This window comes from Streptomyces sp. NPDC059718 (genome assembly GCF_042733315.1).
Taxonomy (GTDB): domain Bacteria; phylum Actinomycetota; class Actinomycetes; order Streptomycetales; family Streptomycetaceae; genus Actinacidiphila.
This window is the reverse complement of sequence record NZ_JBHWGA010000026.1, coordinates 81,848-95,384: the sequence shown is the minus strand read 5'-3', so window position 1 is coordinate 95,384 and position 13,537 is coordinate 81,848. Positions and strand designations below refer to the sequence as shown.

The 13,537-nt window shown below is 73.4% G+C and carries 10 protein-coding genes; 4 read left to right on the top strand and 6 right to left on the bottom strand.

All coding sequences use genetic code 11. From position 1 onward, the window contains the following. The first annotated feature begins 25 nt into the window (after nucleotides 1–25). From ACFV3E_RS27370 to ACFV3E_RS27360, 3 genes are read left to right on the top strand one after another with little or no spacing between them, the layout of a single operon-like run. Nucleotides 26–1,042: a glycoside hydrolase family 130 protein gene (locus tag ACFV3E_RS27370; protein ID WP_500537107.1), complete on the top strand. Its 1,017-nt coding sequence runs from the start codon at nucleotides 26–28 to the stop codon at nucleotides 1,040–1,042. Further along, nucleotides 1,039–2,235, top strand: coding sequence for a Gfo/Idh/MocA family protein (locus tag ACFV3E_RS27365; protein ID WP_500537061.1), 1,197 nt, complete (start codon nucleotides 1,039–1,041; stop codon nucleotides 2,233–2,235). Before ACFV3E_RS27370 ends, ACFV3E_RS27365 begins: the two co-directional genes overlap by 4 nt. Then, nucleotides 2,232–3,896, top strand: coding sequence for a glycoside hydrolase family 13 protein (locus ACFV3E_RS27360; RefSeq protein ID WP_500537060.1), 1,665 nt, complete (start codon nucleotides 2,232–2,234; stop codon nucleotides 3,894–3,896). The genes ACFV3E_RS27365 and ACFV3E_RS27360 overlap by 4 nt, the downstream gene beginning before the upstream one ends. A 131-nt stretch (nucleotides 3,897–4,027) precedes the next feature. Here the strand turns inward: ACFV3E_RS27360 and ACFV3E_RS27355 are convergent, their stop codons facing one another. The 6 genes from ACFV3E_RS27355 to ACFV3E_RS27330 all read right to left on the bottom strand — a co-directional run bounded on the left by ACFV3E_RS27355 (nucleotide 4,028) and on the right by ACFV3E_RS27330 (nucleotide 12,688). Further along, entirely contained in the window at nucleotides 4,028–4,945 is a 918-nt protein-coding gene (locus ACFV3E_RS27355) for a LysR family transcriptional regulator (RefSeq protein ID WP_500537059.1), read from the bottom strand. A 259-nt stretch (nucleotides 4,946–5,204) separates the two neighbouring features. Then, nucleotides 5,205–6,044 (bottom strand): formate dehydrogenase accessory sulfurtransferase FdhD, encoded by an 840-nt coding sequence (fdhD, locus tag ACFV3E_RS27350; RefSeq protein ID WP_500537058.1) that lies wholly within the window; start codon nucleotides 6,042–6,044, stop codon nucleotides 5,205–5,207. Beyond that, the gene (locus ACFV3E_RS27345) at nucleotides 6,032–8,326 is read right to left on the bottom strand and encodes an FdhF/YdeP family oxidoreductase (RefSeq protein WP_500537057.1); all 2,295 of its coding nucleotides are present in this window, start codon (nucleotides 8,324–8,326) and stop codon (nucleotides 6,032–6,034) included. Before ACFV3E_RS27345 ends, fdhD begins: the two co-directional genes overlap by 13 nt. Before the next feature lie 287 nt (nucleotides 8,327–8,613). After that, nucleotides 8,614–11,022 (bottom strand): SpoIIE family protein phosphatase, encoded by a 2,409-nt coding sequence (locus tag ACFV3E_RS27340; RefSeq protein ID WP_500537056.1) that lies wholly within the window; start codon nucleotides 11,020–11,022, stop codon nucleotides 8,614–8,616. Nucleotides 11,023–11,096: 74 nt separating this feature from the next. Further along, on the bottom strand, nucleotides 11,097–12,074 hold the full coding sequence (locus ACFV3E_RS27335) for a WGR domain-containing protein (protein WP_500537055.1): 978 nt from the start codon (nucleotides 12,072–12,074) through the stop codon (nucleotides 11,097–11,099). A gap of 65 nt (nucleotides 12,075–12,139) precedes the next feature. Then, on the bottom strand, nucleotides 12,140–12,688 hold the full coding sequence (locus tag ACFV3E_RS27330; RefSeq protein WP_500537054.1) for a GNAT family N-acetyltransferase: 549 nt from the start codon (nucleotides 12,686–12,688) through the stop codon (nucleotides 12,140–12,142). 122 nt (nucleotides 12,689–12,810) lie between these two features. Between ACFV3E_RS27330 and ACFV3E_RS27325 the strand changes: the two genes are divergently transcribed. After that, nucleotides 12,811–13,530 (top strand): SDR family oxidoreductase, encoded by a 720-nt coding sequence (locus ACFV3E_RS27325; RefSeq protein ID WP_500537053.1) that lies wholly within the window; start codon nucleotides 12,811–12,813, stop codon nucleotides 13,528–13,530. The last annotated feature ends 7 nt before the right edge of the window (nucleotides 13,531–13,537 follow it).

Here is a 13,537-nt window from a genome sequence, read left to right as displayed (position 1 = left end):
CCGCCTGACCCGCGTCGGCGTCGTGATGTCCCCGCTGGCCGGCAAGGCCGACGAGGCCGAGGGCGTGCTCAACCCCGCGTCCGGCCGCACTCCGGACGGCACCCTGCACCTGCTGCCCCGCCTCGTCGCGGAGGGCAACGTCTCCCGCGTGGGCCTCGCCGAGGTCGTGATCGAGGACGGCGTGCCGACCGGCGTCGAGCGCCGCGGCGTCGTCCTCGCCCCCGACGCCGGCTGGGAGCGCGGCAAGAACAACGCCGGCGTGGAGGACCCGCGCACGACGTGGATCGAGGCGCTCGGGCTGCACGTCATGTCGTACGTCGCCTACGGCCCGCTCGGCCCCAAGCCGGCGCTGGCCGTCTCGAAGGACCTGGTCACCTGGGAGCGTCTGGGCCCGATCCAGTTCGCCTACCAGGCCGACCTCGACACCGACCTCAACCTCTTCCCGAACAAGGACGTGGTGCACTTCCCCGAGCCCGTCCCGGGCCCGGACGGCGAGCCCGCCTTCGCCATGCTGCACCGCCCGATGTGGGACCTGGGCTGGTTCCGCCCCGGGGAGGGCGTCCACCTGCCGGCCGGCGTGACCGACGAGCGCCCCGGCATCTGGATCTCCTACGTCCCGGTGGCCGAGGTGGAGAAGGACCTCAGCGCCCTGGCCCGCCCCCGTGACCACCGTCTGGTCGCGCTGTCCGAGCACCCCTGGGAAGAGCTCAAGATCGGCGCGGGCCCGGCCCCGATCCGCGTCGAGGAGGGCTGGCTGCTCATCCACCACGGCGTGTCCGGCACGATCGACGACCCCTTCGCCCAGCAGCAGAAGGTCAGCTACGCGGCGGGCGCGATGATCCTCGACCCGCAGGACCCGTCCCGGATCCTGGCCCGCACCGACGAGCCGCTGATGGAGCCGGAGACGGAGGAGGAGCGTTCCGGCACCGTGCCGAACGTCGTCTTCCCGACCGCGATCGAGGAGATCGACGGCGTGCGCTACGTCTTCTACGGCATGGCTGACGCCCACATCGGCGTCGCCCGCCTGGACCGTGCCGAGTGACCACGCTCGGTCTGGGCCTGGCCGGCTGCGGTGCGTTCGGCGCCTACCTGCTGGACGCCGTGGCCGACCTGCCCGGCGTACGCGTCGTGGCGTGCGCCGACCCCGACGGTGACCGTGCCGCCGCCCTCGCGCGGCGGCACGGCGCCGCCGTCGCCGCCGACGCCGCCGCGCTGGCGGGCCTGCGCGGTGTGGACGTCGTGGCGATCGCCACTCCCCCGGCCACCCACGCGGAGCTCGCCGTCGGCGCGCTGCGCGCGGGCCGGCACGTGTTCTGCGAGAAGCCGCTGGCCGTGACGCTGGAGGACGCCCTGCGGGTGGAGGCCGAGGCCGAACGCTCCGCCGGCGTCCTCGTCGTCGACCACGTCCTGCGCTACAACCCCGTCCTGCGGATGCTGCAGCGGCTGCGCGACGAGGGGCTGCTGGACCCGCTGGTGCGCTTCGCCTTCGAGAACGACGCAGCCGACGAGGACCTGGGCCCCGGCCACTGGTTCTGGGACCCCGCCCACAGCGGCGGCATCCACGTCGAGCACGGCGTGCACTTCTTCGACGCCGCCCGCGCCCTCATGGGCAGCGAGCCCGTCGAGGTGCACGGCACGGCCGTGCGCCGCGAGAGCGGCCCGGTCGACATCGTCGTGGCCACCGCCACCCACCCCGGCGGCGCCGTCGCCACCCACACCCACTCCTTCACCCACGCCCACCGCGCCGAACGGCAGTTGATGCGCCTGGACTACGGCTTCGCCGAGGCCCGGGTCACCGGCTGGATCCCGACCCACGCGACGGTCACGGCCTGGACGGACGAGCAGGGCGCCCGCCGCTGGGAGGACCTGCCCGCGCGCACCGCCGCGCTGCTGGCCGTACCGGGGCTGCGGCCGCACGGCGAGGAGCGGATCACCGTCACGGTGGAACGCGACGCGGGACCGGCGGCGCCCGCCCGCGGCCGCGGTGTGGAGCGGACCGTCCCGCACCGGGTGACCTGCGTGGTCGACCTGGGCGGCGAGGCCCGCAAGCAGCACGTGTACGCCGAGAGCGTGCGCGCCGCCTTCACCGACCTGCTGCGCTGCGCGACCGAGGGCGGCACCCCGGTGGCCGACGCGCGGTCCGGGCGGACCGCGGTCGCGGTGGCCGAGGCCGCCACGCGTTCCGCGGAGACCGGCCGCACCCTGCCGGTCCCGTCCGGCCCGACTGGAGCATGAGGAGCACCGTGAGCACCACCGATCCCGCACCGGCCACGCCCTGGTGGCGGGACGCGGTCTGCTACGAGATCCACCCCCGCGCGTTCGCCGACGGCGACGGGGACGGCGTCGGCGACCTCGCCGGCGCCGCCGCCCGCCTGGACCACGTGGCCCGGCTGGGGGCGGACGCGGTGTGGATCACCCCGTTCTACCCGTCCCCGCTGGCCGACGGCGGCTACGACATCGCCGACCACACCGCCGTCGCCCCCGACCTCGGCACCGACGCGGACTTCGACGCCTTCGTCGCGCGGGCCCACGGCCTGGGGCTGCGGGTCCTGATCGACCTCGTCCCCAACCACACCTCGGACACGCACCCCTGGTTCCGGGAGGCCCTCGCGGCCGGTCCGGGGAGCGCGGCAAGGGACCGCTACCTCTTCCGCACCGGACGTGGCGCGGACGGTGAACTCCCGCCGAACGACTGGGAGTCCGCATTCGGGGGTCCGGCGTGGACCCGTGTCCCCGCACCGGACGGCGGCCCGGGAGAGTGGTACCTGCATCTGCACGCGCCCGAGCAGCCGGACCTCAACTGGCGCCAGCCTGAGGTCGTCGCCGACTTCGAGCGGATCCTGCGGCACTGGCTCGACCGCGGCGTCGACGGTTTCCGCATCGACGTGGCCCACACCCTCTTCAAGGCCCCCGGTCTGCCCGACGCCGGACCCGGGCAGCACCAGGACATCCTGCGCAACCACCTGCTCCCGTACCACGACCAGGAGGAACTGCACCCGCTGTTCCGTTCCTGGCGCCGGCTGCTGGACACCCATCCAGCACCGCCCGGCGCGGTCCCCCCGGGGCAGCGCGTGATGGTGGCCGAGGCCGCCGTGTTCGAACCGGCCCGGCTGGCCCGGTACGTCAGCCCCGGCGAGATGCAGCAGGCCTTCAACTTCGCCTTCCTGGAGTCCCCTTGGGACGGCACGGAGATGCGCGCGGTCATCGAGCGGTCCGTCGCGTCGATGCGGGCCGTCGGGGCACCGGTCACCTGGGTCCTGTCCAGCCACGACGCGGTCCGCCCGGTCACCCGCTACGGCGGCGGGCAGCGCGGCCGGCGCCGGGCCCGGGCCGCCGCGCTGCTCATGCTCGCGCTGCCCGGCGCCGCGTACGTCTACCAGGGCGAGGAGCTGGGGCTGCCGCAGGCCCACGTACCGGACGACCGGCTGCGCGATCCCCTCTGGGAGCGCTCCGGCCACCGCGAGCGCGGCCGCGACGGCTGCCGGGTGCCGCTGCCCTGGGAGGGCCCGGCGGCACCGTACGGTTTCAGCAGCGCCCCCGCGGACGCCTGCTGGTTCCCGCAGCCCGACGACTGGGCGGACCTCACCGTCCGGGCCCAGGGGGACGACCCCGCGTCGATGCTCGCCCTGTACCGCTCCGCGCTGCGGCTGCGGCGCAAGGCGCCGGTCCCGGCGGACGCGGTGCCGGTTCCGCAGGGGCCCGCGGACGGTTCCTGGTTCGCCTTCGACCGCGCGCCGGGGCTGAGGTGCCTGACCAACTTCGGCCCGGATCCGCTGCCCCTCGCGGAGGAGGACGAGGTGCTGCTGGCCAGCACCCCGCTCGACGGCCGCTCGGTGCCCGCGGACACCACCGTGTGGCTCCGTACCGCCGGGACCACGACCGCGATCGCGTCCTAGACCGGCAGTTCCAGGAGTGCGCCACTCGGCGAACGGCCGGCCGGCCGGCGAACGTATCGTCCGGCAGCGCGACGACCTCGACGGCGGCGGGCCCCGCCGCCGTCGGGCGCCCTCGGCCGCGATCACCGGTCTCACTGCATCCGGGGGAGCGACTCCAGCGGCTTGAGGTCGGCGTGCTGCGCGGTGGCGACCAGCGCCTGCACCATCACGGACTCGGGATCCCGGCGGAAGGCGACCAGCCCTATCTCGGCCGCCCGAGCGGGCTCCACCATCGGGACCGCCCGCACCCCGGGCGGCACTCCCAGGGCATGGATCCACGCCAGAGGGGCGATCCCGGCCCATCGCCCGGGCACGACGTGCGCGATCAGCGAGGCGAACGAGTCGGTCTCCACCCTCGCCGTCGGTTCGGCCCCGGCCGCGGCGAAAAGGGCGTCCATGGTGCGCCGTCCCCGCATGGTCGATGTGAGCAGGCACAGTGGCAGGGCCGCCGCCTCCGCCCAGGTCGCCGTGGCGCCGCCGACCGGGGCCCACGAGGCGTCGGTGAGCAGTGCGTACTTCTCCCGGTACAGCGGCACGGTGCGAAAGGCGGCGCGCACCTCGTCGTCCAGGTACGTGACGGCGGCGTCGAGGGTGAAGTCCCTGAGCATCGTGAGGATGTCACTCGACGTCAGGTCGTTCACGATGTGCGCGGTGAGCAGCGGGTGCCGCGTGCACAACGGGTCGACCAGGCGCGGCACGGCGGTGGCCGCGCTGGGCACGACGCCGATGCGGATGCGGCCGCTCAGTCCGGTGCGCATGGCGGCGACCTCGCCCTCCATGGCGTCCCGGTCGGCCAGGATCTGCCGCGCCCACACCACGACGCGCTCGCCCTCGGCGGTGAGGCCGTCGAACCGCCGGCCCCGCTGGATCAGCGGGACCCGCATCTCCTCCTCCAGCTTGCGGATGCCCTCGGACAACGAGGGCTGGGACACCCCGCAGCACTGCGCGGCACGGGCGAAGTGCCCCTCCTGCGCCAGGGCCACCAGGTATTCGAGCTGCCGGAAGAGCACGGCTGAGCACCTCTCAGGATTCCGCCGACCGGGAGACGCGTCGGACCTGTTCCCGGGTTCCGAGCTGTATACCAAGTCGCTCCCGGCGGGCCGACGGCGCCCGCCTCCGCGAAGTGCCCGGAGCGCTCGTGCTCCCAGTGAACCCGTGAGTGCCGTGCGGGGCGAGTCGAGGACGTGGTCACGACGCCACCGGGCGCGGAACGGATGCCGCCCGGAGGGCGGCACCCCTCGCGCACGCGCCGCCGGGCGACGCTCCGCGTCAGGCGACGGGCTGGGCCACGCGCAACCGCTCGGCGCCGGTGTACACGTTCGCCGAGCGGCCGCGCAGGAAGCCCACCAGGGTCATCCCCGTCTCGGCGGCCAGGTCCACAGCGAGGGAGGACGGCGCGGACACCGCGGCCAGCACCGGGATGCCCGCCATCGCCGCCTTCTGCACGAGTTCGAAGGACGCCCGCCCGCTGACCATGAGCACGGTGCCCCGCAGCGGCAGCAGCCCCTCCTGCAGCGCGTGGCCGACCACCTTGTCGACGGCGTTGTGGCGGCCCACGTCCTCACGCAGGCACACCATCTCGCCGTCCGTCGTGAACAGCCCGGCCGCGTGCAGCCCGCCCGTGCTGTCGAAGACCCGCTGCGCCGCCCGCAGCCGGTCGGGAAGGGTGAAGAGCACCTCGGAGTCGATCTCCGCGCCGTCTTCCGCCACGCTCCAGTGCTGCGTGGTCCGCACCGCGTCCAGGCTCGCCTTGCCGCACAGACCGCAGGAGGAGGTGGTGTAGAAGTTGCGCTCCAGGGAGAGGTCAGGGAGGCGCACACCAGGCGCCAGGACGACGTCGACGACGTTGTAGGTGTTGCCGTCGTCGGCCGTGGCGCCGGCGCAGTAGCGGATGCCCAGCACCTCGTCCGGACCGTGGATGACGCCCTCGCTGACGAGGAAGCCCACCGCGAGGTCGAAGTCGCTGCCCGGGGTGCGCATGGTGATGGTCAGCGCGCGGCCGCCGACCCGGATCTCCATCGGCTCCTCGGCGGCCAGCGTGTCCGGGCGGTGCCCGGGCACCCCGTCCCTGATCCGCAGCACCCGCCGCCGCGCGGTCACCCGGCCCATGCCGCCGCCTCCAGTCGTACGACGACGGCCTTGGAGGTGGGGCAGTTGCTGACGTCCGCGACGCTGTCCAGCGGGACCAGGACGTTGGTCTCCGGGTAGTAGGCGGCGGCCGACCCCCGGGAGGTGGGGTAGGGCACCAGGCGGAAGGACTCGGCCCGGCGCTCGCTGCCGTCGGTCCATATGCTCACCAGGTCCACCATCTGCATCTCGGTGAGCCCCAGGGCCTCGATGTCCTCGGGGTTGACCATGACGATCCGGCGGCCGCCCCGGATGCCGCGGTAGCGGTCGTCCATGGCGTACGGGATGGTGTTCCACTGGTCGTGCGACCGCAGGGACTGCAGGATGAGGTGGCCCTCGGGTGCCCGCGGCATCTCGAAGTCGTTGCGGGTGAAGACGGCCTTGCCGCTCGGCGTCCGGAAGGTCATCGCGTTCACCGGGTTCGGCAGCTGGAAGCCGCCCGGTTCGGCGACGCGCCGGTTGAAGTCCGCGAACCCCGGCACGACCCGGGAGATCCGGTCCCGCACGGTGCCGTAGTCGGCCTCGAACTCCTCCCAGCCGATCGCCGGTGAATCGCCGAGGGTGGCCCGGGCCAGCCGGCTGATGATCGCCACCTCGCTCAGCAGGTCGGGGGAGGCGGGCGCCAGCTTGCCGCGGGAGGCGTGCACCATGCTCATGGAGTCCTCGACGGTGACGAACTGCTCGCCGCCCGCCTGGACGTCCCGGTCGCTGCGGCCCAGGGTGGGCAGGATCAGTGCGGTGTCACCGCACACGGTGTGCGAGCGGTTGAGCTTGGTGGAGATGTGCGCCGTCAGCCGGCAGCGGCGCATCGCCTGCTCCGTGACGTCGCTGTCGGGGGTCGCCCGGATGAAGTTCCCCGCCACCCCGAGGAAGAACTTCGCCTCGCCGTCGCGCATGGCACGGATGGCGTCGACGGAGTCGTGGCCGTGCTTGGCGGGGGGTGTGAAGCCGAACTCCCGTCCCAGGGAGTCGAGGAAGCTCTGCGGCATCTTCTCCCAGATGCCCATGGTGCGGTCGCCCTGGACGTTGCTGTGGCCGCGCACCGGGCACGCCCCGGCGCCGGGCCTGCCCAGGTTGCCGCGCAGCATCAGGAAGTTGACGATCTCGCGGATGGTCGGCACACCGTGCTTCTGCTGCGTGACGCCCATGGCCCAGCAGACGATGACGCTCTTGGCGGCCAGGACGCGCTCGTGGACCTGCTCGATCTCCTCGCGCGTCAGGCCGGTGGCCGTCAGCACGTCGTCCCAGGACGTCTTGCGCGCGTGCTCGGCGAACTCCAGGAAGCCCGCGCTGTGCTCGCGGATGAAGTCGTGGTCCAGGACCGTACCGGGAGCGGCGTCCTCGGCCTCCAGGAGCAGCAGGTTCAGCGCCTGGAAGAGGGCGAGGTCGCCGCCCGCGCGGATGTGCAGGAACTGGTCGGCGATGACCGTGCCGCGCCCGATGACGCCGCGCGCCTTCTGCGGGTGCTTGAACCGCATCAGCCCGGCCTCGGGGAGGGTGTTGACGGCGACGACGCTTCCGCCGGCCCGCTTGGTCTCCTCCAGTGCGGACAGCATGCGCGGGTGGTTGGTGCCGGGGTTCTGGCCGACGACGAAGATCAGGTCGGCTTCGTGGATGTCGTCCAGGCTGACGGTGCCCTTGCCGACGCCGAGGGTCTCGTTCATCGCGGCGCCGCTCGACTCGTGGCACATGTTGCTGCAGTCCGGCAGGTTGTTGGTGCCGTAAGCGCGGGCGAAGAGCTGGAGGAGGAAGGCGGCCTCGTTGCCCACCCGTCCGGAGGTGTAGAACAGGGCCTCGTCCGGGGAGTCCAGGGCCCGCAGCTCCTCGGCCATCAGGGCGATGGCGTCGTCCCAGGAGATGGGCTCGTAGTGCTCCGCGCCCGGCCGCTTGACCATCGGTTCGGTCAGTCTGCCCTGCTGGTTGAGCCAGTAGTCGGACTTGCGGCCCAGTTCGCCGACGGTGTACCGCTCGAAGAACTCGCGCCGTACGCGGTGCGACGTCGCCTCGTCGTTGATGTGCTTGGCGCCGTTCTCGCAGTACTCGTTCATGTGCCGCTTGCCCGGCACGGCCTCCGGCCAGGCGCAGCCGGGGCAGTCGATGCCCTTGGCCTGGTTGATGTTCAGCAGGGTCAGCATGGTCCGGCGGGGCGACGTCTGGCTCAGCGAGTACTGCAGCGCGTGCGTGACCGCGGGGAGACCGGTCGCCCAGTCCTTGGGCGAGGTGATCTCCAGGTGCTCGTCCGTTGGGTCCTCCAGAGCGCTCATGCCTGCCCTGCCTTCCCGGCTTCCGACACCGCGGAAACCGCCGCGAATCCCGATTCGCAGAAAAGCTAGACCCGCTTCACCGGCCCGTCAAAGAGGCCGTTCCTTTTGCTTGATAGGCGGCGCCGATCAAGGAAACCAGGGGCGAACTCCCTGCTCGTCGCGGCACTGTACGCATCCGGGGGAACGCCGCGAAAAAGCGGGCACAAAAAATGCCTCGCCGTCCGGGGATTTCCCCGGGGACGTCCCTTCCGTCGCCCACGGGAATTCAGGAGCGGATCTGCGCCCCTCTAGAGGGCGATGGTCTGCTCGGTCCAGATGGTCTTGCCACGCTCCCGGTAGCGGGTGCCCCAGCGCTCCGCGAACTGGGAGACCAGCAGCAGGCCGCGGCCGCCCTCGTCGGTGGTGCGGGCGTGGCGCAGGAAGGGTGCGGCGCTGCTGGTGTCGGAGACCTCACAGGTCAGCGCCCGATCGCGGATGAGCCGCAGCTGGATGGGCGGTGCCGCGTACCGGATGGCGTTGGTGACCAGCTCACTGACGATGAGTTCGGTGGCGAAGCACTCCTCGTTCAGGGCCCACGCCGCGAGCTGACGTGTCGTCAGCGTCCGGGCGGTGGCCACCGCGGCGGGGTCGCACGGCAGGTCCCAGGTGGCGACGGAGTCCGGGCCCAGGGGCCGGGGGCGGGCCACGAGCACCGAGGCGTCGTGGTCCGGGTCCGCGGGGACCAGGGCGTCGGTGAGCAGCAGGCTCATGTCCTGGGGGGAGTCGCAGGGCGTGGCCAGCAGCCGTTCGAACTCCGCCCGACCGGTCGCCTCCGGGTGGCTCTGCAGGAGCCCGGGGGTGCGGAGCACCAGCATGGACCCCTCGGGCAGTTCCAGGGTGGCCATCTCGAAGGACGGCCCGGGGCGGCCGAGCGGTTCGCCCGCCGGGGCGTCCGGGGTCCGCACGGTGTGGTCGGGATGGACGACCGCCGGCGGCGGATGGCCCGCCGAGGCCATGGTGCTCTGCCGGGTCACGGGGTCGTAGACCAGGTAGAGGCAGGTGGCCCCGACCGGGGAGCCTGAGCCCGCGCCCTCGTGCTCCTGGGCGAGGTTGCGCACCAGGTCGTCCAGGCGGGCGAGGACCTCGTCGGGGGCCTGGTCCAGGTTGGCCAGGGTGTGCACGGCCGCCCGGAGCCGGCCCATGGTGGCGGCGGTGCGCATGCCACGGCCGGGGGTGCTGCCGCTGACGAGGGCGACCCGTGCGCCGGGCAGCGGGATGACCTCCGTCCAGTCGCCGCCGGCACCGGAACGCACCAGGTGGTGGGCCCACTCCACGGCGCTGGGCGCGGGCAGCCGCTGGGGCAGCATGCCGCGCTGCAGGGCGAGGACGGCGTTGCGTTCGCGCACGTAGCGGTGGGCGTTGTCCAGCGCCATCGCACCGCGGCCGGCGAGGTCGACGGCGAGCGCGAGGTCGTCGTCGTCGAAGGGGCCCAGGTCCGGGTCCCACCGGTGGTAGGTGACGAGGCCCAGCACGCAGTCGCGGACCAGCAGCGGCACCACCATCAGGGAGTGCACCCGCTCCTCCAGCATCCTGCCGCCCCGCACGGGGTCGTCACCGATCCACGCGCTGTCCTGGCTGAGCCGGGGAACGAGGCGCGGCTCGTGGTCGGCGAGCACCTGCAGGGCGGGCGAGCCCACCATGTGGGTGCTGACCGCACCCGTGGTGTACGCCCCGGTCTGGCCGCAGCGGGCGGAGGTGGCGGCGCGCCGCAGCCCGGCGTCGTCCGCGACCGGGCCCGCCGCCATCTCCTCGCCGCCGAGGAGGGGGGCCAGCAGGTCCACGTTCACGCAGTCGGCGAGTACCGGGACGCCCACCTCGGCCAGTTCCTGCGCCGTGCGGATCGGGTCCAGGGTGGTGCCGATCCTCCGGCCCGCCTCGGCCATCAGGGCCAGGCGCGCCTCGGCGAGATGGCGTTCGGTGACGTCGACGACGGCGTCGGCCACGCCGAGGATGCGGCCGTCCTCCGACTCGAGCCGGAAGGCGGACGCCGAGTAGACGTGCTCCCGGGCGGGGTCGCCGGGCGGACGGCCGCGCTTCTCGAACGAGATCGCGGCCTCCCCGGTCCTGAGCACCCTGTTCATCACGCGCTCGGCCAACTCCGCGCTGAAGTCGGGCCAGACCTCCGTGGGCCGCCGCCCGAGGGCGAGTTGCGACCGGTGGTCGTTCATTCCCTCCGCCGCGGGGTTGAACCTCATCAGCCTGAGCTGCGGGTCCAGCACGAACAGCCCGATGGGCGAGCGGGTGAACAGTGCCTCGAGGAGGGCGCGGTCGACGTCCGGGGAGAGGCCCGACACCCCGGTCAGCAGGTCGACGGTCAGGCACGGGCCCGTCCCGTCGTCGCGGACGGCCCGCAGGCTCGGCCGGCAGGCCACCGTCCGCCCGTCACGGTGCCGCAGGAGGACGCATCCGGGCCCGGCGCACGCGCCGGATCCGGCGTCGGCGGTGCCGGCGTCGGCGGTGCCGGGGGCGGGGACGGGGGCGAGCAGGTCCAGCACGGGCCGGCCGAGCACGTCGCCCGCCGGGTGGCCGAGGAGGCACTCCGCCTCAGGGCTCCATGCGACGACCGCGCCTTGGGCGTCGATCACCATCCGCGCCGCCGTGCGCCCCGCCGGCTCCTCGCGCTCTTCGCCGCGTTCCCGCGATGCCCAAGTGCCCATGACCGTCCCATCACGTTCCGGTCCTCAGGTTCCCAGTCTTGCGCAGGCGGGCGAGGTCACCACTCGGGGCCGCCTCAGCCGTGCAGGAAGGACGTCACCTCCGCGAGGGACGGGACCGCGGCGGGTGTGAAGCGCCGGGTCTCGCCGCGGAAGGAGCGCACTTCCAGCCAACTGGCGGGGTCCGCGCCCGGCAGCGCCGCCAGGAGGGCCTCGAGATCGGCGGTGCCGAACACCTTGAACGTCCGTGTCCGCCGGTAATGGGACGGCTGGACGTCGAAGCGGAGGTCGACGACCGGTTGCGGCCGGCGGGCCCAGTCGGCGTACGGCAGGGAGCCGTGCCCGTGGATCCGCGCGTCGACCAGGACCTCGGGATCCGCGTCACCGATCTCGCAGTCGAAGACCGGGAAGGCCGCGGCGACACGGTCGGCGATGGCGGGGTAGGCGACGCAGCCACGTCCGAGGGCCGGTGCGCAGAACAGCGCGTGGCTGAACGCCCCGACTGGCTCCGGCAGCGGCACCTTGTGGTGGGAGCGCCCGTCGAAGGCCAGGTCGCGACGGGTACGGACGAAGTCCAGGAAGGCGGACACCGCCGCGGCGTCACTCTGGTCGGACCGTACGGCGAAGCGGACGGCGCTGCGTCCGTCGTCGCGCAGGACCACGTACTCGTGGAAACCCGCCGGCCGCCCGGGCGCGAGCACATGGCGGTACACCTGCTCGAAGCCCTCGACCGGCAGGTACTCCCGGGCCGGGGCGTGCGGCCGGGCGTGCGGCCGGGCGCCCGCCCGCAGCACGTCGAGGACCTTCGCCTCCGGGTCGGGTCCGGCGTCGTCCTCCGGTGGGTCGACCTCCACGAAACCCTTCCGCAGCCACGCGCCGGCCTTGCGCGCGGCGTGGCGCCGGGCGTGCTCCTCGTCGTCGAGCGTCGAGGTGCTCCCCTTGCCGTCCGCGCCGACGGAGCCCCAGCGCAAGAAGCAGCGGATCCCCTCCTGACGGATCTCCCGGTACTCGGTCCTCCCGGCCCCCGGGGACTCGAACCGCCGCCACCTCGTCATCCGTGTCCGTCCTCCGGCGTCCGCGGCGTCGCCCGTGCACTGCGCGCCGCCTCCCGGCGGCCATGTTAGGGCGCCTCGAGCGGGGTGCCCGCCGTGATCCGGTGCAGCACGTTGGGGCGCAGCGGCCCTTCGGGGGCGGTGGGGTCCTCGAAGTCGCCTTCGGGGTCGCGGGTCATGCCGATGCGGCGCATGACGGCCTGGGAGCGGAGGTTCCCGGCCGTCGTCACCGCGAGGATCTCGGCGAGCCCGAGGGTGCCGAAGCCGAAGGCCAGGACGGCCAGGGCGGCCTCGGTGGCGTAGCCCTTGCCCCAGGCCGCACGGGCGAGGCGCCAGCCGATCTCCACCCCCGTGAACGGCAGGCCGTCGTCCACCCGGTCCAGGCCCGCGAAGCCGGCGAACCCGCCGGTCGCCCGGATCTCGACCGCCCACCAGCCGTAGCCGCGCTCGTCGAATTCGGTCAGGAACCGGGCCACGGACGCGTCGCTCTGCTCCCGGGTCAGCGGCTCCCCCAGGTGTTCCCGCACCTCGGGGTCGGCGTTCATCGCCGCCCAGGGCGCGAGGTCGCGGTCCTGCCAGCGGCGGAGGATCAGGCGTTCGGTGCTCAGTTCGGTCACGCCGCCCAGCCAACGGCAACCGCGGCTCCGGGGCAAGGTCATTTCCCGGCTGGGTTGCTTTTCAGAATTCAGCTGACCTAGATTGGAGATACCTACTCAGCCCAACGGAATGAGCGCTCCTCATGGACATCAAGAACTCCGTCGCCGTCGTGACCGGCGCCAACCGCGGCCTGGGCCGTCACCTGGCGACCCGGCTGCTCGACCGGGGCGCCGCCAAGGTCTACGCCGGCGTCCGCAACCCCGACGCCCTCGAACTGCCGGGCGTCGAGCCGCTCCGGCTGGACATCACCGACCCCGAGTCGATCACCCGGGCGGCCCGGACCGCCTCCGACGCCACCCTCGTGATCAACAACGCGGGCGTCAGCACCCACGTGGGGCTCGCCGAGGGGAACATGGCCGACATCCGCCTGGAGATGGAGACCCACTTCTTCGGCTCCCTGGGCGTCACGCGGGCCTTCGCGCCGGTGATCGCCGCGAACGGCGGCGGAGCCGTCCTCAACGTCCTGTCCATCCTGTCCTGGATCCACCTCCCGGGATACGGCGGCTACAGCGTGGCCAAGGCCGCCGAGCTGGCGATGACCAACGTCCTCCGGCAGGAGCTCGCCCCGTCCGGCATCGACGTCACCGCGCTCCACGTGGGCTACATGGACACCGAGATGGCCGACTACGTCGACCCCTCCGACAAGGTGGACCCCGCGTGGGTGGCGGGCCTGGCCCTGGACGGCATCGAGCAGCGGGCCCTGGAGGTCGTCGTCGACGACCGGAGCCGCGGCGTCAGGGCCGCCCTGTCCGGCGGACTCGAACTGCTCTACCCGGGCCTGCCCGCACCCGCGGCCCGCTGACCGCCGC

What these genes read in the sequence shown, in the direction of transcription:
- ACFV3E_RS27370 (WP_500537107.1), top strand. Translation starts at nt 26, where the DNA reads ATGTCCCCGCTGGCCGGCAAGGCCGACGAGGCCGAGGGCGTGCTCAAC.
- ACFV3E_RS27360 (WP_500537060.1), top strand. Translation starts at nt 2,232, where the DNA reads ATGAGGAGCACCGTGAGCACCACCGATCCCGCACCGGCCACGCCCTGG.
- fdhD (WP_500537058.1), bottom strand. Translation starts at nt 6,044, where the DNA reads ATGGGCCGGGTGACCGCGCGGCGGCGGGTGCTGCGGATCAGGGACGGG.
- ACFV3E_RS27345 (WP_500537057.1), bottom strand. Translation starts at nt 8,326, where the DNA reads ATGAGCGCTCTGGAGGACCCAACGGACGAGCACCTGGAGATCACCTCG.
- ACFV3E_RS27340 (WP_500537056.1), bottom strand. Translation starts at nt 11,022, where the DNA reads ATGGGCACTTGGGCATCGCGGGAACGCGGCGAAGAGCGCGAGGAGCCG.
- ACFV3E_RS27335 (WP_500537055.1), bottom strand. Translation starts at nt 12,074, where the DNA reads ATGACGAGGTGGCGGCGGTTCGAGTCCCCGGGGGCCGGGAGGACCGAG.
- ACFV3E_RS27325 (WP_500537053.1), top strand. Translation starts at nt 12,811, where the DNA reads ATGGACATCAAGAACTCCGTCGCCGTCGTGACCGGCGCCAACCGCGGC.